Here is an 18,701-nt window from a genome sequence, read left to right as displayed (position 1 = left end):
CTACTTCACTATAACTTCTTTTTCACCGTCTGCATAAACAAGTGTAATTGTATCATCTGTATGAAGATCTTTCACACTCTTAATGATAGAATCATTCTTTTTAGAAATGATATAACCTCTTTGTAATGTTTTTAAAGGACTTAATAAATCAAGTTTCTCAATACAATAAGAGAAAGAAGTCTTTTTATTTTTCAAATATTTCTCAAAACAATTTTTAAGTAATTCCTGCTTATTACTAATATTCTTTGTCTCAATCAATTGTTTCTGTTTAATCAATGTATTGAGTTGAATTGCTTTTTTATGCATTTCATAATGTGATTTTTGTTTAATTCTAATTTTATAATTATTCAGTTTAAGATGAACGCTATCCAATTTCATGAATTTGATTTCGAATATTCTAGAAGGGTCGGTAAAAACATAGGAATGTGTATACTTTTCTAGCTTTTGTTTTTCTAGATAAATAGTCTTTCTCATGACATTCGATAATTGCATAATCTTATTTTCGAGATGACTTAAAAGTTCCTTTTGAGAAGGTACTGCAGCTACTGCAGCTGCAGTAGGCGTAGGTGCACGTAAATCACTGACATAATCCACTAATGTAAAATCTGTCTCATGTCCTACACCTGTAATAATAGGTGTTTTTAAATCATAGATACAACGTGCAAGTGCTTCTTCATTAAAATTCCATAGATCTTCAATAGAACCTCCACCTCTTACAAGAAGAATAGTAGAATAGCCCAATTGATCAATCTGACTTAATGTCTCTACAATATACTTATAAGCATCTCTGCCCTGCACTGGTACAGGATAGATATCTCGTCTAACTAATGGATAACGCTGATGAAGTGTACGTAACACATCCTGCAAGGCAGCCCCTTGTTTAGCTGAAAGAATAGCTAAACGTTCAGGCATAACAGGTATAGCCTTTTTATGCATAGTATTAAAGAGACCTTCTCTTTCTAAGGTCTGCTTTAACTCATTGAAGCGAAGGTAAAGATTACCTAAACCATCTTCCTGCATACTTCTTACATAAAGCTGATATCTTCCTGCTCTTTCAAATACAGAAACCTGTGCTGTGATAAATACCTTCATACCATCTCTTAGTCTAAACTTTAAATAACGTGCCTGTGATGCAAACATTATTGCACTAATGGATGATTCTGTCTGATCATCCTTTAAAGTAAAATACATATGACCTGATGGATGTGGACGATAATTAGATATCTCGCCACGAATATATACAGTCTGAAGCTGCATATCATTATCCAGTACAGCTTTAATATAACGATTTAAAGCATGTACGCTTACATATTGTCTTTCCATTATTCGATTGCAGTTAAAACACCATTAATGAATTTATAAGAATCTTCATCACAATACTGTTTTGCATTAATAACTGCTTCATTAATTACAATACTCTTATCTAATTCTGATTCTAATAATTCACATGTTGCAACAAGAAGAATGGCCTGTTCCATCTTATTTAAACGATCAAAAGACCAGCCTTTCTTTAATTTAGTATTCAATAAAGTTTCATAAGAACTCTTATTTTCCATAACTGTTTCAATCAACCAATAACAGAATTGTTCTGCTGATCTACCTTCAAGCAATGCTTCATCAGCATGAACATATTCCTTAAGTTCTTCTTTAGATGCATCAACTGTTAACCATTGATATACTGCAATAACTGCTTTTTCTCTAGCGATTTGTCTAATTGTTTTTTCCATTTTAAAGGACCTCCATAATACTCATTCATTTTAACACATCAACACTTTTTATAAAAGATTTTACCTCTTTTTGCTTCTTCAAAAAAAATAAAAGCAAGTTAGACTTGCTTTTAGAAATCAATAGCTTCTACTACAACATCAACACTCTTTACTGTTACAGCAGCCATTTCTTTAATTCCAGAAGCAATTTTCTTCTGTAATTCTTTTGTCTTGGCTGTAATGTTTGTACCATATTTAATACGAACATGAACTGTAATATAAACTTCATTATCTTTAATTGTACAGTTCACAAGATTCTTAGTACCTGTCACAGAAAAACCTTTTGATGTATCAAGCTTAATATCCTTATCTTCAGCAGCTACCTGCTTAGTGATAATATCAAAAACTTGAACACTCATCATGATATCGCCATTAATTGGGCTATCCTTATATGTATAATATTCATTACGTGCCATACTATTACCTCTTCTTTCTTTACCTTATATTTTATAAGAAAACAGGGATAATTACAAGTATTGATACATTATCTCCTATGAAAAAAGGAAGAGTTTAAGCTCTTCCTGAATATTTACCTTCAACTGTATTTACAACAACAACTTCGCCTTCTTCAATAAATAAAGGTACTTTGATCTGGTAACCTGTTTCAATGGTTGCATACTTAGTTGCACCTGTTGCAGTATCACCTTTAACTGCTGCTTCAGTTTCAATAATCTTGAATGGTACATTGACTGGTAATGCGACACCTAAAATTTCACCTTCATAGCTTGTTACTTCTACATTATCAGAAGGTTTCATGAAGTTGATTTCCCATTCTAAGCGATCTGCAGGAATTTCAACCTGGTCGTATGTTTCATTATCCATGAATACTAACATACCAGCATTGTCATATAAATACTGCATTTTGCTCTTTTCTACCTGAGCCTTCTTTACCTTTGCGTTACTACCAAAAGTCATTTCAGTAGTAGTTCCTGTTCTCATGTTCTTCATCTTAACACGAATGTTTGCAGCAGCACGTGCTGTCTTGTTGTGGCTATAATCTAAACATACATAAAGATTGCCATCATATTCAAATGTTACTCCTGGTCTTAAATCAGTTGCATTAATCATAACTTTATATCATCCTTTCTAATCGTACACCATTATATCATATATAATAGTATAAAGTAAAGTATCCATTAATGCCCATATATGCACTCATGCATATCTAAAGTTTCCATATCAATTTTAACCTGCATTGTATAGTGATAAGACTTTGTAGTAATATCACAATCAATAAGATAATCCCTTCCATCATCATCTACAGTATAACTAATAATACTCTCTTCTATTTCATAGGTATCACTAAGTAGAATGTCTTGATCAATTGTAGAACGCCAATGTCTTCTTAACAGTATTTCTATACGTCTTTGTTCATTCATCATTCTCTGAAAGCGTGACAATTCATATTGTCTTGATACAAGCGTACAATAGCTAAATATACTTGTAAATAATATCAGGAAGATCACTAAGACTACTTGTAATACGCTTCCTCTATTCCTCGACATAATCTTCCTGCTTTCTATATAAGTCACAGATCATATATGTATATTTCTGTTGTCCTCTCGTAATAGTCATATACATATATGCATCTTTTTCAAAGAAAATGACATCGTCGATATCAGTTATTAATATTTCATACCCTGGTGTTTTAACAAGTCTTCTCTTATCAAAAATAATGGTATTCTCTTCACCTTTCTCATCATAATATCCAATATCTTCACTATATGTCTTAATCTTAGAAACAAGAAGATAATCAGCAAGCTGTTTAGCGCCTACCGCAATATCCTGATTATAACTCGCTACAGGGACCTTTAAGACACGTATGATAGAAGGTACATTCAAAACAATCATTAAACAAATACTTAAAGACAACAACATTTCTACGAGCGTAAAGCCTCTTTGAGTTTTGATTGGAGATCATCTCCTTCCTCTGCAATGCGTAATTCCTGCTTATTACTATTTTCTTGAGCACGTCTGAATCTCAGTTGCGCCTTATTTAGTACAGTTAAAGATCCAACAAAATAAACCACAATCATCAAATAAATAGACAATGCAAAAAGTGACTCAATAAGTGTATTTCCTTTATGATTAAGTAACATAATAAGCACCACTTCCTAACTGAAACACAAACTTTCTTGTATGATGAGGTGTTTTTAAAACAAGAGTCTTGGCTATTTTAATACGCCCATGATCATTATATGTAAATGTATGATTTGTAAGAAACTGATAGCCTTCCTCTAGATTCAATGTCTTATTTTCCTTTCCAATCAAATCAATACGATGATTAGAAACTGATACCTTTACTGTATCTTTTTCTACTATAGCCATTGCTCTTGCTTCATCAAACATGGCTTTAATAAGCGCTATTTCTTCTTGTTCATTAATTGTACGTGTATGCATAGTCATACAAAGTGATGATAAAAAGATTGTAATAGACAAAACAAATAACATCTCGATAACTGTAAATCCCTTCTTATACATAAGCTTGTCCATTTGATATATAAATAGATTTTCCATTTGGACATGTAGCCTGTTTTTGAGTGAGATAAGGATTAGAACCAGATGTTAATTGAGAAATACTTGTAGGTAATTCATCATGTTCTATCTGATAAAGTATAATCTGTGAATTAACAACTTCCACCTGCGCTTCACATCCTTTGCCTTTTACTACATTATTCTTACTTGTAACATTAGGAATAACAAGTAATAAAATCACAAGAATAACGGAAATACAGAATATCATTTCGATTAAAGTAAAACCTGCTTTATTATTTTTCATAGAACCTCCTAAATATCTCCAATAACATTCATCATCGGAATAATAACCGCTACATAAATAGTGATGACGAAAAATGCGACAAAACCATAAACAATAGGTACAAAGAATTTAGTAAACTTGTTCACTGCATATGTAATCTGTTCCTGAGAAATATCTAAATAACCCCTCATTGAGCCTATTTCTTCAGGATTCTTTAAATACATCTTATACATAGATACAAAGAGATGATCAAAATAAGGAAAACCATCAATAATATTTTCTAATTGCTCTCCTTCCTTTAATCTTGTATAAATCTCATATAATACTATCTTAATATCACTCTGAGTCATATTCTCATTCAGCATAGTTATAATTGTATTAGAATCAATGTGATCTTCTAATAACTCATTAAAATAAAGACAGAACTTAAATGTGAAATACTTTTGAATGTACTTTTTCAAAAAAGGAACTTTAAGAAAACGCTCAATAATCCAATACTTCTTTTGCTTAAGTGCGATAAGAAAATAAACGAAAGAAACAATAAGTGCAACTAATATACCGATTACAAGAATAGGAATCAAACGAATAATAAAGAACAGAATACTAAAGCTCAAAGATGGATTCATTCCAAATGAACTAAATAACGATGTCACTTTTGGGAAGAGAATAAATGTCGCAAATAATGAGAAAAAAAGCAAAAATACAATCAAAATCAAAGGATAAGTCATCTGTGCCGTTAATTTCTTTCTTATCGAAATTATTTCATTATAGATCTTTAAGCTATTCTTAATTGCATCAGAAATAGTAGAACGCATAGAAAAGAAGGTAAAGAATTCAATAAATAATCTTGGTAGATGTGGGTCTAATAAAGCGTCTGTGAAGTCTTCCCCATCATATATTTTCTGTAGTATTGTATCAATGCTGGGATGACTATTGATATCTTTACAAATAAGTAATGTTTCTTCTATGCCATAACCCTGCTCAAGTAAATTAGAAAGGTTTTCTAGAAACAATAGATCATTGTCCATTTAGTTCATCCTTAAACAAATATTGATCACAATGCTTCTCTTTAATAAGCATAAGTGCATTATCCTTAAATGATAGATAGCTGACAGTATGATCAAGAAAATATGTTTTAATTTGGTTCCTATTCATTGTTTCAGGAAGTATAATGACCTTTCTATTTCTTCTATCATATTTAATACGCTGAGTTACTACACCTATAAGTACATCTTCTAAATCCGTTTCATTAATACCTAAATTCAACATTCTCTTAATAACTAGTAGAGAATTACTCGCATGAATAGTAGATAATACCAGATGTCCTGTCAAAGCACATGTAATAGCCAGTTTTGCTGTCTTCTCGTCTCTTATTTCACCAATCATTATTACATCTGGATCATGTCTTAAAATCTGTTTCAATGAATTATAATAGTCTATTCCCATGCTTTCATTCATCTCTATCTGTAAACAATGTTCCTTTACTATTTCAATAGGATCCTCTAGCGTGACTACATTTCTTCCACCCATTTCTATAATCTTATCTAAAATCGCATATAAAGTTGTAGATTTACCTGATCCAGTTGCACCTGCCACTAAAAATAACCCTGACTTTTGATAACATACCTCATTGAGGTAGAAAGTAAAATCATCTATTTCTGAGATTTCATTAATAGTAATGTTTTCGTGATTATTCAGTATTCTAATAACAATACTTTCAAAATCCATACCTGGCAAATAAGAGACACGTAAGAAATAGATATGCTCATTCAGATAATAATGAAAAGCACCTGTTTGAGGAACCATCTTATAATTCACGTTAATAAAAGACTTATATTTCAAATAATTCATGATTTTAGCCCCTATTGTCTTTTCATACTCCTGATAAGGCTGTAACTCTCCAAATACTCTGAATTGAATACTCAAATGATCTGTCAGCTTAAAATGGATATCTGTAGAGTCTGCCTTCAGAGCTTTGAAAAAAATGGTTTCAAATAGTTCATCCATAAAATAACCTCCTACTATTACATACATATTTGAATCCCATTTTTCTCATAAAATAAAAAAAGATTCAGCAAAAATTACTGAATCTTTTTACATGTAATACTTTCAATGACTGGCTGGTTCTTTTTAGAAACAGTTCCATTGCTGTCTTCTGTCTTTACGTCATCACAGATCTTATCAACAATATCCATACCTGAATAAGCACATCCAAATGCTGCATATTGACCATCTAATGAAGGTGCATCTTCATGCATGATAAAAAACTGACTACTCGCACTATCATATGACTGACTTCTCGCCATTGAAATAACACCTCTTGTATGTTTTATTGGATTATCAACACCATTGGCAGTGAATTCACCTTTAATTGTTTGTTTAGATCCTCCAGTACCATCACCATTAGGGTCACCACCCTGAATCATGAATCCTTTAATAATACGATGGAATGTTAAACCATTATAGAAACCATCATTCGCAAGACCTACAAAGTTGCTCACTGTAATAGGTGCAGTATTCGCATCTAACTTCAATTTAATTGAACCATAGTTCTTGACTTTGATTTCACAATCATAATAGCCTGTTAATAAATCCTTTAGTCCGGATACTTTTACCTTCTTAGTCGGATTCTTAATAGTCAATCCTAAATCTTTTGCCTTAGATTTAGAATATTTCGCTTTAATAGTAATTTCATCACCATTAGAAAGAGCACCATTTGTTCCATTCTCTAAAGTATATTCTATATCAGCTACAAAGTCTCTAATATCTGAATCCGTTTTATCGTACTTTGTATTATTATCGATATAAACTTCTCCTTTTCCATTAAACCCTTTGATTGATACTTTAATATGACTCGTTAAATCAATAGTACCTCCTGGCTTAGAAGAACATCCAATAAGAGTAGAACCTATAGCCAAAGCAAGAATTATACGTATTAACTTCTTCATCTTTTAAACCTCCATCATTTATTATAATTGAAAGCGCATTAATTGCCAACAAAAAAAGTCCTCTATTTCAAGGCATAGAGGACAATTGAAATGGACAATGAGAATGTAGAACTCATATACATGAGGGAAAATCATATAGTTATAATCCACTTCAAAAACATTATATACCTAAATATTTATATTCTTTATATTTTGCTTTAAACAACACTGTTTTTACCTTAAAAAGACAAAAATGGGTTATTTTTCTTTTCAAAAGAGAGAGTTGACTCCGGTCCATGGCCAGGATAAACATCTGCATCTAAGTCAAGATTCTTTATACGAGATAAAGATTTTATTAAAGAGAACTTATCTCCTGTAGGAAAATCAACTCTTCCACAGCCACCTTTAAATAATGTATCACCTGTAAATAACGCATCCTCTTTTGCATAATAATAAAGACAACTTCCTTTTGCATGTCCAGGTGTTTTATAAATTCCAAAGTACATTTCACCCAATGTAATGCTGTCTTCGATGGCTATTACATCATCTACAATATACTTTTCTCCACCAAGCATCACTGATAGATTCTCATCCCAATCAAGCATCATGTCTTTTGCATCTTCTGTTGCATAGACATTTGTATGATAATAATCTCTTAATTCATTTACTGCGCCAATATGATCATAATGGCCATGTGTAATAAGAATTCCTTTAACATCTAACTGTGCTGTTTCTTCAATAATACTCTTTGGTTCATCTCCAGGATCAATAATAACACAATTCGAACCAAAACTCACAATATAACAATTCTCTTGAATAGGACCTACTACTATTCTTTTTATCATACAATTTCCTCCCTGTATAAAAAAAATAAGCCTTGAGGCTTATTTCTTTTCCTTATGAACAGTTTTCTTGTTACATCTTGGACAATATTTTTTAAATTCAACCCTTTCAGGATGACTCTTTTTATTCTTTGTGTTGATATAGTTTTCTTCACCACATTCTGTACACTTTAAGATAATATTATCTCTCATGAATATTACACCTCCAAATAAGTTTGCTTCAATATAATATCATATAAATTCATAAATTACTAGTTCTTTTTTTAATTATTATAGCCATATTTTTCAAAATAAAGACTAAATGCTTTTTTCGCAATACTTGGTGCATCATTTGCACCCTTTAATCTTTCTTCAAGAACAGCTACGACAACCTGTGGATCCTTACTAGGACCATATGATATAAACAAATGGTTAGGATGATCGACATTACCTGTATGCGTATAGTCTTCTGCAGTACCTGATTTAGCAGAAATATCATACTGGAACCCAGCAAAAGAACCTGCAGCAGTACCATAAGTAACTACGGCTTTCATACCAGCCTGAATCTGATTAAATGCATCTTCATTACCTTCTGAGACATCATCCATTATATGCTTCTTATGTGTATTAAGAGTCACAATATTACCAGATGTATCTGTCTTATAAGAACTCTTATAAAGATGTGGCTGCACTTTGACACCTTTATTTGCTAGAGTAGACGCATATACAGCAAGCTGTAATGGTGTATATGTATCATACTGACCAATAGAGAAGTCAAGAAGCTTACCAGCAGTATCTTCTTCTACACGAGGACCAGTCGCTGCTTCATAAGGTAAATCAATACCAGTCTTAACACCTAAACCTAATTCTCCTGCTGCATTTCTTAATTTAGCAAAGGCACTCTTATCAATATGAATTGGTTTATCATACTGATAATGACCACCAGCAAGCTTGATGATAATCTTCATCATATAAATATTAGAAGAATAAGCCAATGCCTGTACTTCATTGATATTACCAAAACCACTCTTATTCCAAGAATGCTTAGCTTTAGTACCAGCAATCTTTAAACCTTCAGATGTATCTGTTTCATAATGGTTAGCTTTAATAATGTTATTCTTGAAGCAGGCATAAATAACAGCCCCCTTCATAGTAGAACCAATACGATAAGCACCTGTATAAGTAAGATAAGTAGCATCCTTCATCTCATAAGGTGTTTTCTCCTTATTGTATTCCTTACCAACTAACGCAATAATATCACCTGTCTTAGGTTCCATCACTATACAATAAATATGCTGCTGATATCTTTCTGCTGTATGACTATAAAGACACTGTTCTACCATCTGAGTCAATTGTGACTGAATATCCCAGTCAATCGTTAACTGAATATTCTCACCACTGCTGCCCTGTTTCTTTGTTTTGACGATTGGTGTTCCATCACTTGCATACTTTAAAGTCATTACTGACTTATTACCACTTAAAATATCTTCATACTGTCTTTCAAGTCCTGAAGTCCCTACACGTGAGTCATTACTATAATCTAATGCAAGAAGTTCATCCTTTAAAGTAGCAGGTAACCCCTGTTTCTTAGTTGTTACCTTCCCTAGTGTACTCTTTAAAGTAGACTCATCAGTATAAGCACGTTTCCAATCACTTGTGACCTGAATACCTCTTAATAAGTCATTGTTTTCACCAATAACACTTGCTTCTTGATAACTAATATTTTCAAGAAGCACTGCAGAACCACTCTTACAATTCTTAATCGTATAATAAAGCTTATAATAACGTACATCATCATCACTCAAGTGCTTCTTTAATACACTATCTGTGATTCGTTTAAGTTGTAAATTATAATATTCAGTATCTCCATCATCATTTGCTGCAAGAGCCTTTTTCTCTGCCTCTGACACAAGAGATTTTGCAAACTTCTTATCCTTCATGAGCAGATAGTCTTTCTTTTCTCTCTCAGTCACGCTAGAAATATCAATATTACAATTCTTAGTCAAGAAATTAACCATTGATTTGATTTCATCATCCTTAATTCCTTTGACTGCATAATAAGTTGCACATACTACATTCTCATTATATACAAGCTTATTATAGTTTCTATCTACTATTTCACCACGTAATGCATCGACTTCAAATGTATTTGTACTATATTGTTCTAGCTTTGCTGAATAAAAGTCAGACTTATTGACCTGCATATAAAAAAGTCTTAATGCAAAAATGCTTGCTATCACAATAACGACGCCAATAATAATATAGAAACGACGTGCAACTACATTATCTAATTGATTACGTTCCTGTTCCTGGGCTTCTTTTCGCCCAATAAACTTTATCGGTCTATTACTAAACAATCAAATCCCACCTTTTTTCTCTCATATTATATATGTATATTCTTTTCATTTCAATTAATTAGAGAAAATCAAATGTGTGAAAAAACAAAGAAAGGCAGAAATAACTCTGCCTATTCATCATCCACAGATAAAATAGCCATGAATGCTTCTTGTGGAATTTCTACACTTCCTACAGCCTTCATACGCTTTTTACCTTCTTTCTGTTTTTCAAGAAGTTTCTTCTTACGTGAAATATCCCCACCATAACACTTTGCAAGGACATTCTTTCTAATTGCCTTAACATTAGTACGAGCAATAACACGTCCCTGAATAGCTGCCTGAACCGGAATCTCGAATTGCTGTCTTGGAATAATAGTCTTTAATTTCTCACAGATGATTCTTCCTCGATCATACGCAAAATCTTTATGAACAATAGAAGATAATGCATCGACTACTTCACCATTTAAAAGAATATCCATCTTTGTTAAATTACTTGCACGATAACCATGTAATTCATAATCAAATGAAGCATAGCCACGAGTACATGATTTTAATTTATCAAAGAAATCATAAACAATTTCTGATAGTGGAATATAATAAATAACGTTTCTTCTTGTATCATCAAGATATTCAATATCTACATATTCTCCACGCTTGTTCTGACATAATTCCATAATAGGACCAATAAATTCATCAGGTGTCATAATTGCTGCACGTACATAAGGTTCTTCAATACGTGTAATTGTTGTTGGATCTGGCAATAAAGCTGGGTTATCTATTTCAATCATAGAACCATCACTTAAATAAACGTTATAGATTACAGATGGTGCTGTCGCAATTAAATCAAGACCAAATTCTCTTTCTAGTCTTTCTTCAATAACATCCATATGTAATAATCCAAGGAATCCACAACGGAAACCAAATCCTAAAGCCTGAGATGTTTCAGGTTCATAAACAAGTGAAGAGTCACTTAATGCAATCTTTTCAAGTGCTTCACGTAAATCTTTATATTTAACATTATCAATAGGATAAAGACCACAATAAACCATTGGGTTCATACGTCTATAACCAGGTAACGGCTCTGATGCTTTATTTTCTAAAGTAGTAACTGTATCACCTACATGAACATCAGATATAGACTTGATACTTGCTGCAATCCATCCTACTTCGCCTGTTACTAGTTCATCCTTTTTCACTTCACGAGGCGTATGCACACCGCATTCTACAACTTCGTAATCAGCATCACTTGCCATAAAATGAATGTGATCCCCTACTCTAATCTTACCTTCCTTAACGCATACAAGAATAATAACACCTCTATACGCATCATAGAAAGAGTCAAAGATTAAAGCCTGTGTAGGGTTATTAATATCACCACTAGGTGCAGGAATCTTAGTTACAACCTCTTCTAGTACCTGGTCAACATTTAAGCCTGTCTTAGCTGAAATACGAGGTGCATCATCTGCAGGAAGACCAATTAAATCTTCTACTTCTTCTGCAACCCTATCAGGATCTGCACTAGGAAGATCAATTTTATTAATAACAGGAAGAATCTCTAAATTATTATCTAATGCAAGATAAACATTCGCAAGAGTCTGTGCTTCTACACCCTGAGCCGCATCTACTACAAGAATAGCTCCTTCGCAAGCTGCAAGGGAACGTGATACTTCATAAGAGAAATCAACATGGCCCGGTGTATCAATAAGATGCAAAAGATAAGTCTTACCATCTTTTGCAGTATATGAAAGAGATACTGCATTTAATTTGATTGTAATACCACGTTCTCTTTCAAGTTCCATATCATCAAGTAACTGATCCTTCATATCACGATCAGCTACTGTGCCAGTTAATTGTAAAATTCTATCGGCAAGGGTACTCTTACCATGGTCAATATGTGCGATAATTGAAAAGTTTCTAATAAGTGACTGATCAACCATAAATAAACCTCCTTATTTCTACATAGTCAGCGGTTTCTGAAGTTCTTTGAGCTTCTCATCAAGAACCTCGAAAGACTCTGCACGTACAGACATGACACGATATCCTTGATAATCGGGCTTGTCTTCAAGATCATTCAATCTTCCTTTTACTGCAATGACACTGCCAACATGACATGTATCATTAATCATTTCCGCTAAACCTCTCCACAAGATAATAGGAACCAAATCATAATCCCTACATCCTTTCACTTCATCAAAAGGACGATAAACCATAATATGGATTAAAGCATCCTTTCGATAATTATTGATAATTTCATAATCAGGCATCTGAGCAAGTCTACCCACAAGAAATACTTGATTATACATATAAAAATCACCTCCTCCAAAAGACTTGTTTTAAGAAGAAGGTGAATACGGGTTAAATAAAATTATTTCTTATTTACAAAAGCGATCGCAATGCCACCATCATGTGCAATAGAAATGTCTGCATCCTCATCATTGAGATAAGGACTTCCGTCTTCATGATTCAAAATGACAATATCATGAAATGAAATACCACCAATACCTAGGTGATTTGCTTTCAGATAAGCTTCCTTGGCTGCAAAACGACCACCTAGATACTCTCTCTTACGCTTTTTGGTAGGGAATGATTGAAATATCTCATATTCTGCATCTGACAAAATATGACGGACAAATCTTTCATTCTCAATATCTAAGCGAGAAAGCTCAACGATATCAACACCAACCCCCATTAATCTTCAAACTTCTTTTCATAAAGATTCATGAGTTCATCATAGCTCATATCATCATTGATTTCTTCAATCAAAGGATCTTCATTCTCCATGTCATGTTTGAACTTACCAGTTCTCTCTTCAACAATTTTGAGGTCTTCTTGTGATTCAAGTGTTAAAGTAGATAAATTCTTCAAGCGGCTTTCTACAGAATCAATCACTTCACTGCTTTCCTTCTTGACGACTTTCTCTACCTTCTTTGCCTTTTTCACAACAGGCTTTTCTTCCTCAATTCCTTGAGCACCATAAAAAGGACTTAATACCGGTACCACATCATCCTCACGTCTTTTTATTTTTTTCTTAACTGCTGGCTTTTTTTGTGGCACAGGGTTATTAGATTCCTGCACTCCGTTCATTGGAGAGATGATCTGACTCATGACATATTCTTGCTTTTTAGGCTTTTTAGGTTCTTCTTTTTTCTTTACTACGGGAACCTTTACTTCGACCTTTTGTTCTTCAACTTTTTTTTCTTCGTTATAAATCATAGGTTCACTGAACTTTTCTTTACGACGCTGTTCAATCACAGGATCCACATATGGTGGCTCCTCTTTCTTTACAGTATCTTCAAAATCCATATCTTTACCCATAATCCAATCTGTAATTTTCATATTCAACCCACACTTTCTTTTTTAAATTGAATCAATGAAAGACTGAACTTCCTCCTCTGTCTTTCTTAATTTCGATACCAATCGTCCTAGTTCCTGTCCCTTATCATATGCGATAAAAGAAGGAATACCTAAGATATTTAATTCAATACATAAATCAAGCATATCGTCACGATTCACATAATAGAATTGATATGCTGGATTGTTTTCAACAACATGTTCTATATAGGTTTTCATATAAAGACAATCTGGACACCAATCTGTAGAAAATACGATAATACATTTATTCTGGATAGCTTCTTTAAACTCTTCTAAAGAATGCAATTGAATGAGCTTATCCATTCATATCACCAAAATCAATATCGATTCTATAAATAGGGCCAAATGGTGAGAACTTCTTTTCATATTCAGTCATCACATTATCTTCATATCCTTCGCTATGATGAAGATCTAAACATATATCATGGAAACGTGCTCCATAATTATTCATAGAAACAAGTGAGAATTCAAAGAACGGGCGGTTATCTGTCTTAAAAATCAAATGACCTTCATTCTTTAAAATACTCTTATAAACATCCAAGAATGAAGAATAAGTCAATCTTCTCTTTGAATGTCTCTTTTTAGGCCAAGGATCACTGAAGTTTAAATAAACTGTATCAATCTCACCTTCCGCAAATACTTCACCTAAAACTGCAGCATCTTCCTTCATAAAGCGAAGATTTGGTAAAGTTTCCATTTCTAAAGATTTCTTTACCGCAATAGTTAGAACTGTTGAATATTTTTCAATACCAATAAAGTTGATATTTGGATTTCTTCTCGCATTTTCGATAATGAAATCGCCTTTTCCCATTCCGATTTCAATCGCAATAGGATTGTCATTTCCGAATACCTCATGCCACTTACCTAAGCGGTCACGTGGATTAATAAAAACTAAATCTGCATGCTCTTGTAAAAAAGGCATCGCATCAGGATTATTTCTTAATCTCATAAAACCTCCATATCATTGTTATTATATCATAAAACGTTATAGTATGCTATTAATTTCCTCATCTGTAAGTGGTCTGTAATGACCTAATTTAAGACTCTCATCAAGTTTAAGTTCTCCCATGCTGATACGCTTCAAATAAACAACCTCTTTACCACACGCTTGAAACATTCTTTTAACCTGATGAAACTTGCCTTCATAAATAGTCACTTCACACTCACTAATTTCACCGCTCTTAATAATATTCAAAAAAGCTGGCATACATGTGAAATCTTCTAAAGGAATACCTTTAGTAAATGCGTTGATATCACCTATTCCAAGTCTTCCCTTCACTTTAACATAATAAGTCTTTGGAACATGTGTTCTAGGAGAAAGAAGACGATGTGCTAGCTGCCCATCATTAGTGATAAGCAAAAGACCTTCTGTATCTACATCAAGTCTTCCTACCGGGAATAATCCAGGATGATATTCTTTAATCAAATCAATAACCGTAGGATAAAGATTATCTTCTGTTGCACTCACATAACCATCTGGCTTATTCAACATATAATAAACATACTTTAAATAAACAATCTTTTCACCATCTACATAAATCTCATCTTTTTCAGGATCAACATGAGCCCCTGATGATTTAATCTTCTTACCATTAGAAACAACAACTCCATCCTTTAAAAGCTGCTTCACATCTTTTCTTGAGCCATATCCACAATGTGCTAATAATTTATCAATTCTCATTCTTCACCTCAAAACAATAACTATAACTTTCATCAGAATCTGATTTCTTTTTATCATAATGAACAAAAACTTTAAGTGTCTCTTTCTTCTTCACTCTTCCTGACAAAGAAATGCCTTTATAAATATTTTTCTTTTTATCAACGACTCCAGGAACCATAGAATATGTTTCCTTATCAAAATATCCAATAGTCGGCTGGTAATCATCTAAACATGATGAACTATATGAAATAGCCTTAATATTGTACATGTTCTCTTTTGGTTCATCAATAACTAATTCATATCGATATCCTTCATTTATTTCCGTATAATACAATTTCATATTCATTTTATCAGAAACATTATCGAATTTCTTAGTTTTTTTGATATATGACAAATCTTCTTTATATTTTCTCAACACACTATCTGAAATATCTGAATTTTTCGTCTTAGTTCCACATGCTGTGATAAATAAACAAAGCAAAACCACCAACAACTTCTTCATACAAACTGCCTCCTATTTGAAAATTATAACATTCTCATCTATAAAACGTAAATACAATGTTAAAAAAAGAAGACAATTTCTTGTCTTCTTACTGGAAAATTTCAACAGCAAATTCGCAATTAAATGTTTCACCCTTCTTAAGTGCCACAGCACTTTCCTTATCTTTGAAATCTCCTTCAAAGTCAACATAATCAGTATGTCCAACCCAAGGTTCAATGGCAAGTAAACCACCCACATGCTTGCTTGTCCAAAGTCCTAAATGATCAAAGCCCTTCATGTAGAAGTTCAAACTCTTATTATTAGTAAGTGACTTTAATGAAACATAGCGAGATTTAAAATGAGGCACTACAACTGCATCATTATCAAACATAGCCTGACGTACAAAGAAATGACGTTCATTATCAAATAAACGTTTTGTTTCATGAGACATACCTTTTCTTTCTACATCAATAATTTTCTGATCTACCGTTTCATTCTGTTCAAATTCAATATAATAATCATTCGCATCTTCACCTTCAATAAATGGGCAGGCAAATGCTGGATGACCACCAATCTGGAAATAGATTACATCTTCATTATGATTTTCTACTCTAAATTCAGCTTTTAATTTATTGTCTACTAATGTATAAGTCACATATAAATCAAATTCATAAGGATACATTTTCTTGATTTCATCACTAGAAGATAAATGGAACACTACATGTGTATCATCATGTTCATATACTTCGTATTCAGTATTTCTAGAGAAACCATGCTGATTCATATGATATTCCTTACCATCAATACAACATGTTCCATTCTTTAATGCACCTACAATTGGGAAAAGTACAGGCGCACTATGTCCCCATAAACAAGGATCCTGCTTCCACATATAGTTGAGGCCATCCTGCATTCCAATAAGCTTTGAGATTTCAGCACCTTTAGGATCAAATTGTGCTTCTAAATAATCATTTTTAATTGTAATCATGTCTACCCTCCAATTTTAGTTTCACCATTTAAAATGACTCTCTTAATATCAATTTCATCATCAATAAGAATCATATCAGCTACGCATCCTTCTTTAATACGTCCATAATCCTTTAAACCTAGATGATCTGCAGGATTCTTAGTCGCATAACCAATAGCTTCATATAATGGCAAATCAAGATGTTTATAAGCATTTCTTACACACTGATTAAGGTTTGCAGTAGAACCAGCAAGGTTACCTGACTTCAAGCGTGCCTGACCATCCTTTACATAAACCTTCTGATTACCTAATTCATAAGTGCCATCTGGAAGCATAGCAGCCTCTAATGAGTCCGTAATTAAAATTAATTTATCTGCACCTTTCATCTTAGATAAAATCTTAGCTGCTGGGAATGATACATGAATACCATCAAGAATAAGTTCTGCATATACTTCATCATGAAGCATTACAGCACCTACAACACCTGGCTCTCTATGTTTTAAAGGAGTCATCGCATTATAAGTATGAGTACCTGAAGTCGCACCTGCTTCAATAGCTTTCACTGCTTCTTCATAAGTCGCATCAGTATGTCCCATAGAAACAACAACGTTCTGTTCTCTTAAATATTTAATCAAATCTACTGCACCTTCAATTTCAGGTGCTAAAGAAATCTTCTTTACAAAATCAGGATGATCACCTGCAAAAGATAAGTAGTTTTCTACAGTAGGTGCAATCATACATTCTTCTGGCTGAGCACCTTTATATTTCACACTAAAGAAAGGTCCTTCTAGGTGCATACCTAAGATTTTAGCACCTTCTACCTTATCCTTATTATCATAGCCTGCTGCAATAGCCTTTTTAATATCTTCAGCTGGCATAGTCATAGTTGTAGGTAAAAAGCTCGTTACACCTGTCTTTAATTCTGATACAGAAATATTATTTAAATCTTTAAAAGTTGCATACATTGTATCGCTACCATTACGTCCATGAGTATGCACATCAATCATACCAGGCGCAACATATAAGCCCTTTGCATCTATTACTGTTTCATCAGTAGGTACACGGTTACTGACTTCTGTAATCTTTCCATTTTCAAAAAATACATTTAATTCTTTAATTGAATCTTCTAAAATCACTTTACCATTTATAATAACGTTTTTCATATTGAAATCCTCCTTTCTCTATTATAGCACATATTTATCGTATAATGAAATTATACGAATTTTTATACGTATATATTTTGTCTTTAATTGTAAAAAAAGAGCCTCTTGATAGAGACTCTTAGTGTAAGTTCTTAATTAATTCTTCAATACGATTACCATATTCTAATGATTCGTCTACCTTGAAGATTAATTCAGGACATTTTCTGATTTTTAATCTTCTAGCAAGCTGTGAACGGATAAAACCTTTACATCTTTCTAATGCCTGAAGACCTTTACCCTGGTTCTTCATGAATGTCACATAAACTTTTGCGACAGACATATCGTTTGTACAGCTTACTGAAGTAACAGTACACATACGTAAAGCTGGATCTTTTACTTCATCACGAAGAATTAATGATAATTCCTTCATGATATAATGATTCATTTTATCAACTTTTAATGAAGCCATAA

The 18,701-nt window shown here is 32.8% G+C and carries 26 protein-coding genes; all 26 read right to left on the bottom strand.

Annotated features, from left to right (window positions below):
• Positions 1-1,323: an exodeoxyribonuclease VII large subunit gene (xseA, locus tag ABUA27_RS01435; protein WP_349820077.1), complete on the bottom strand. Its 1,323-nt coding sequence runs from the start codon at positions 1,321-1,323 to the stop codon at positions 1-3.
• Positions 1,323-1,727 (bottom strand): transcription antitermination factor NusB, encoded by a 405-nt coding sequence (gene nusB, locus ABUA27_RS01430; RefSeq protein ID WP_129981443.1) that lies wholly within the window; start codon positions 1,725-1,727, stop codon positions 1,323-1,325. Before nusB ends, xseA begins: the two co-directional genes overlap by 1 nt.
• A gap of 110 nt (positions 1,728-1,837) precedes the next feature.
• Positions 1,838-2,182 (bottom strand): Asp23/Gls24 family envelope stress response protein, encoded by a 345-nt coding sequence (locus ABUA27_RS01425; protein ID WP_022424360.1) that lies wholly within the window; start codon positions 2,180-2,182, stop codon positions 1,838-1,840.
• Positions 2,183-2,276: 94 nt separating this feature from the next.
• Positions 2,277-2,834 carry an elongation factor P gene (gene efp / locus ABUA27_RS01420; protein ID WP_129981442.1) on the bottom strand — a complete coding sequence of 186 codons (558 nt, stop codon included), beginning with the start codon at positions 2,832-2,834 and terminating at the stop codon, positions 2,277-2,279.
• 68 nt (positions 2,835-2,902) lie between these two features.
• Complete coding sequence (locus ABUA27_RS01415) at positions 2,903-3,271, bottom strand: hypothetical protein (RefSeq protein WP_129981441.1); 369 nt, start codon at positions 3,269-3,271, stop codon at positions 2,903-2,905.
• Complete coding sequence (locus ABUA27_RS01410) at positions 3,258-3,617, bottom strand: hypothetical protein (RefSeq protein WP_349820076.1); 360 nt, start codon at positions 3,615-3,617, stop codon at positions 3,258-3,260. Before ABUA27_RS01410 ends, ABUA27_RS01415 begins: the two co-directional genes overlap by 14 nt.
• 29 nt (positions 3,618-3,646) lie before the next feature.
• Positions 3,647-3,865, bottom strand: a complete 219-nt coding sequence (locus tag ABUA27_RS01405; protein ID WP_129981439.1) for a hypothetical protein — start codon at positions 3,863-3,865, stop codon at positions 3,647-3,649.
• Positions 3,855-4,259 (bottom strand): competence type IV pilus minor pilin ComGD, encoded by a 405-nt coding sequence (gene comGD / locus ABUA27_RS01400; RefSeq protein WP_217748528.1) that lies wholly within the window; start codon positions 4,257-4,259, stop codon positions 3,855-3,857. The genes ABUA27_RS01405 and comGD overlap by 11 nt, the downstream gene beginning before the upstream one ends.
• Positions 4,240-4,545, bottom strand: coding sequence for a competence type IV pilus major pilin ComGC (comGC, locus tag ABUA27_RS01395; protein ID WP_022424354.1), 306 nt, complete (start codon positions 4,543-4,545; stop codon positions 4,240-4,242). The genes comGD and comGC overlap by 20 nt, the downstream gene beginning before the upstream one ends.
• Positions 4,546-4,553: 8 nt before the next feature.
• Positions 4,554-5,552, bottom strand: a complete 999-nt coding sequence (locus tag ABUA27_RS01390) for a type II secretion system F family protein (protein WP_129981438.1) — start codon at positions 5,550-5,552, stop codon at positions 4,554-4,556.
• Positions 5,542-6,531 carry an ATPase, T2SS/T4P/T4SS family gene (locus ABUA27_RS01385; protein WP_349820075.1) on the bottom strand — a complete coding sequence of 330 codons (990 nt, stop codon included), beginning with the start codon at positions 6,529-6,531 and terminating at the stop codon, positions 5,542-5,544. The genes ABUA27_RS01390 and ABUA27_RS01385 overlap by 11 nt, the downstream gene beginning before the upstream one ends.
• Before the next feature lie 74 nt (positions 6,532-6,605).
• Positions 6,606-7,472 (bottom strand): peptidylprolyl isomerase, encoded by an 867-nt coding sequence (locus ABUA27_RS12680; protein WP_502812762.1) that lies wholly within the window; start codon positions 7,470-7,472, stop codon positions 6,606-6,608.
• Between the two features lie 218 nt (positions 7,473-7,690).
• Entirely contained in the window at positions 7,691-8,296 is a 606-nt protein-coding gene (locus ABUA27_RS01375; RefSeq protein ID WP_129981435.1) for an MBL fold metallo-hydrolase, read from the bottom strand.
• 39 nt (positions 8,297-8,335) lie between these two features.
• Positions 8,336-8,485 carry a 50S ribosomal protein L33 gene (gene rpmG / locus ABUA27_RS01370; protein ID WP_006506678.1) on the bottom strand — a complete coding sequence of 50 codons (150 nt, stop codon included), beginning with the start codon at positions 8,483-8,485 and terminating at the stop codon, positions 8,336-8,338.
• A gap of 71 nt (positions 8,486-8,556) precedes the next feature.
• Positions 8,557-10,629: a peptidoglycan D,D-transpeptidase FtsI family protein gene (locus ABUA27_RS01365; RefSeq protein WP_287845513.1), complete on the bottom strand. Its 2,073-nt coding sequence runs from the start codon at positions 10,627-10,629 to the stop codon at positions 8,557-8,559.
• Positions 10,630-10,739: 110 nt separating this feature from the next.
• Positions 10,740-12,545 carry a translation elongation factor 4 gene (lepA, locus tag ABUA27_RS01360; RefSeq protein WP_349820074.1) on the bottom strand — a complete coding sequence of 602 codons (1,806 nt, stop codon included), beginning with the start codon at positions 12,543-12,545 and terminating at the stop codon, positions 10,740-10,742.
• Positions 12,546-12,563: 18 nt separating this feature from the next.
• Positions 12,564-12,911, bottom strand: coding sequence for a single-stranded DNA-binding protein (locus ABUA27_RS01355; protein ID WP_022424347.1), 348 nt, complete (start codon positions 12,909-12,911; stop codon positions 12,564-12,566).
• Between the two features lie 62 nt (positions 12,912-12,973).
• The gene (acpS, locus tag ABUA27_RS01350) at positions 12,974-13,297 is read right to left on the bottom strand and encodes a holo-ACP synthase (RefSeq protein ID WP_349820073.1); all 324 of its coding nucleotides are present in this window, start codon (positions 13,295-13,297) and stop codon (positions 12,974-12,976) included.
• Complete coding sequence (locus ABUA27_RS01345) at positions 13,297-13,944, bottom strand: hypothetical protein (RefSeq protein WP_349820072.1); 648 nt, start codon at positions 13,942-13,944, stop codon at positions 13,297-13,299. Before ABUA27_RS01345 ends, acpS begins: the two co-directional genes overlap by 1 nt.
• A gap of 21 nt (positions 13,945-13,965) precedes the next feature.
• Positions 13,966-14,283 (bottom strand): thioredoxin family protein, encoded by a 318-nt coding sequence (locus ABUA27_RS01340; RefSeq protein ID WP_022424344.1) that lies wholly within the window; start codon positions 14,281-14,283, stop codon positions 13,966-13,968.
• Complete coding sequence (trmB, locus tag ABUA27_RS01335; protein ID WP_129981433.1) at positions 14,276-14,929, bottom strand: tRNA (guanosine(46)-N7)-methyltransferase TrmB; 654 nt, start codon at positions 14,927-14,929, stop codon at positions 14,276-14,278. The genes ABUA27_RS01340 and trmB overlap by 8 nt, the downstream gene beginning before the upstream one ends.
• Before the next feature lie 36 nt (positions 14,930-14,965).
• On the bottom strand, positions 14,966-15,661 hold the full coding sequence (locus ABUA27_RS01330) for a pseudouridine synthase (RefSeq protein ID WP_129981432.1): 696 nt from the start codon (positions 15,659-15,661) through the stop codon (positions 14,966-14,968).
• Positions 15,651-16,142, bottom strand: coding sequence for a hypothetical protein (locus ABUA27_RS01325; protein ID WP_129981431.1), 492 nt, complete (start codon positions 16,140-16,142; stop codon positions 15,651-15,653). The genes ABUA27_RS01330 and ABUA27_RS01325 overlap by 11 nt, the downstream gene beginning before the upstream one ends.
• A gap of 88 nt (positions 16,143-16,230) precedes the next feature.
• Positions 16,231-17,109: an aldose 1-epimerase family protein gene (locus tag ABUA27_RS01320; protein WP_129981430.1), complete on the bottom strand. Its 879-nt coding sequence runs from the start codon at positions 17,107-17,109 to the stop codon at positions 16,231-16,233.
• 2 nt (positions 17,110-17,111) lie between these two features.
• Complete coding sequence (gene nagA, locus ABUA27_RS01315) at positions 17,112-18,251, bottom strand: N-acetylglucosamine-6-phosphate deacetylase (protein ID WP_287514877.1); 1,140 nt, start codon at positions 18,249-18,251, stop codon at positions 17,112-17,114.
• Between the two features lie 118 nt (positions 18,252-18,369).
• Positions 18,370-18,699, bottom strand: a complete 330-nt coding sequence (gene rbfA, locus ABUA27_RS01310) for a 30S ribosome-binding factor RbfA (protein ID WP_022424338.1) — start codon at positions 18,697-18,699, stop codon at positions 18,370-18,372.
• Between the last annotated feature and the right edge of the window lie 2 nt (positions 18,700-18,701).

Origin of the sequence: Catenibacterium sp. RTP21428st1_D7_RTP21428_210409, from assembly GCF_040227455.1 — a bacterium.
In the GTDB taxonomy this organism is placed as follows: Bacteria; Bacillota_I; Bacilli_A; order Erysipelotrichales; family Coprobacillaceae; genus Catenibacterium; species Catenibacterium mitsuoka_A.
Note: the sequence above shows the minus strand (reverse complement) of the source record. Positions and strands in the feature narration are given on the sequence as shown.

What these genes read in the sequence shown, in the direction of transcription:
- ABUA27_RS01415 (WP_129981441.1), bottom strand. Translation starts at nt 3,271, where the DNA reads ATGTCGAGGAATAGAGGAAGCGTATTACAAGTAGTCTTAGTGATCTTC.
- ABUA27_RS01375 (WP_129981435.1), bottom strand. Translation starts at nt 8,296, where the DNA reads ATGATAAAAAGAATAGTAGTAGGTCCTATTCAAGAGAATTGTTATATT.
- ABUA27_RS01355 (WP_022424347.1), bottom strand. Translation starts at nt 12,911, where the DNA reads ATGTATAATCAAGTATTTCTTGTGGGTAGACTTGCTCAGATGCCTGAT.
- ABUA27_RS01405 (WP_129981439.1), bottom strand. Translation starts at nt 3,865, where the DNA reads ATGTTACTTAATCATAAAGGAAATACACTTATTGAGTCACTTTTTGCA.
- efp (WP_129981442.1), bottom strand. Translation starts at nt 2,834, where the DNA reads ATGATTAATGCAACTGATTTAAGACCAGGAGTAACATTTGAATATGAT.
- ABUA27_RS01325 (WP_129981431.1), bottom strand. Translation starts at nt 16,142, where the DNA reads ATGAAGAAGTTGTTGGTGGTTTTGCTTTGTTTATTTATCACAGCATGT.
- rpmG (WP_006506678.1), bottom strand. Translation starts at nt 8,485, where the DNA reads ATGAGAGATAATATTATCTTAAAGTGTACAGAATGTGGTGAAGAAAAC.
- ABUA27_RS01340 (WP_022424344.1), bottom strand. Translation starts at nt 14,283, where the DNA reads ATGGATAAGCTCATTCAATTGCATTCTTTAGAAGAGTTTAAAGAAGCT.
- ABUA27_RS01385 (WP_349820075.1), bottom strand. Translation starts at nt 6,531, where the DNA reads ATGGATGAACTATTTGAAACCATTTTTTTCAAAGCTCTGAAGGCAGAC.
- ABUA27_RS12680 (WP_502812762.1), bottom strand. Translation starts at nt 7,472, where the DNA reads ATGAAGAAGTTAATACGTATAATTCTTGCTTTGGCTATAGGTTCTACT.
- xseA (WP_349820077.1), bottom strand. Translation starts at nt 1,323, where the DNA reads ATGGAAAGACAATATGTAAGCGTACATGCTTTAAATCGTTATATTAAA.
- nagA (WP_287514877.1), bottom strand. Translation starts at nt 18,251, where the DNA reads ATGAAAAACGTTATTATAAATGGTAAAGTGATTTTAGAAGATTCAATT.
- rbfA (WP_022424338.1), bottom strand. Translation starts at nt 18,699, where the DNA reads ATGGCTTCATTAAAAGTTGATAAAATGAATCATTATATCATGAAGGAA.
- acpS (WP_349820073.1), bottom strand. Translation starts at nt 13,297, where the DNA reads ATGGGGGTTGGTGTTGATATCGTTGAGCTTTCTCGCTTAGATATTGAG.
- trmB (WP_129981433.1), bottom strand. Translation starts at nt 14,929, where the DNA reads ATGAGATTAAGAAATAATCCTGATGCGATGCCTTTTTTACAAGAGCAT.
- ABUA27_RS01320 (WP_129981430.1), bottom strand. Translation starts at nt 17,109, where the DNA reads ATGATTACAATTAAAAATGATTATTTAGAAGCACAATTTGATCCTAAA.
- ABUA27_RS01330 (WP_129981432.1), bottom strand. Translation starts at nt 15,661, where the DNA reads ATGAGAATTGATAAATTATTAGCACATTGTGGATATGGCTCAAGAAAA.
- ABUA27_RS01390 (WP_129981438.1), bottom strand. Translation starts at nt 5,552, where the DNA reads ATGGACAATGATCTATTGTTTCTAGAAAACCTTTCTAATTTACTTGAG.
- comGD (WP_217748528.1), bottom strand. Translation starts at nt 4,259, where the DNA reads ATGGACAAGCTTATGTATAAGAAGGGATTTACAGTTATCGAGATGTTA.
- ABUA27_RS01425 (WP_022424360.1), bottom strand. Translation starts at nt 2,182, where the DNA reads ATGGCACGTAATGAATATTATACATATAAGGATAGCCCAATTAATGGC.
- comGC (WP_022424354.1), bottom strand. Translation starts at nt 4,545, where the DNA reads ATGAAAAATAATAAAGCAGGTTTTACTTTAATCGAAATGATATTCTGT.
- ABUA27_RS01345 (WP_349820072.1), bottom strand. Translation starts at nt 13,944, where the DNA reads ATGAAAATTACAGATTGGATTATGGGTAAAGATATGGATTTTGAAGAT.
- lepA (WP_349820074.1), bottom strand. Translation starts at nt 12,545, where the DNA reads ATGGTTGATCAGTCACTTATTAGAAACTTTTCAATTATCGCACATATT.
- ABUA27_RS01410 (WP_349820076.1), bottom strand. Translation starts at nt 3,617, where the DNA reads ATGATTGTTTTGAATGTACCTTCTATCATACGTGTCTTAAAGGTCCCT.
- nusB (WP_129981443.1), bottom strand. Translation starts at nt 1,727, where the DNA reads ATGGAAAAAACAATTAGACAAATCGCTAGAGAAAAAGCAGTTATTGCA.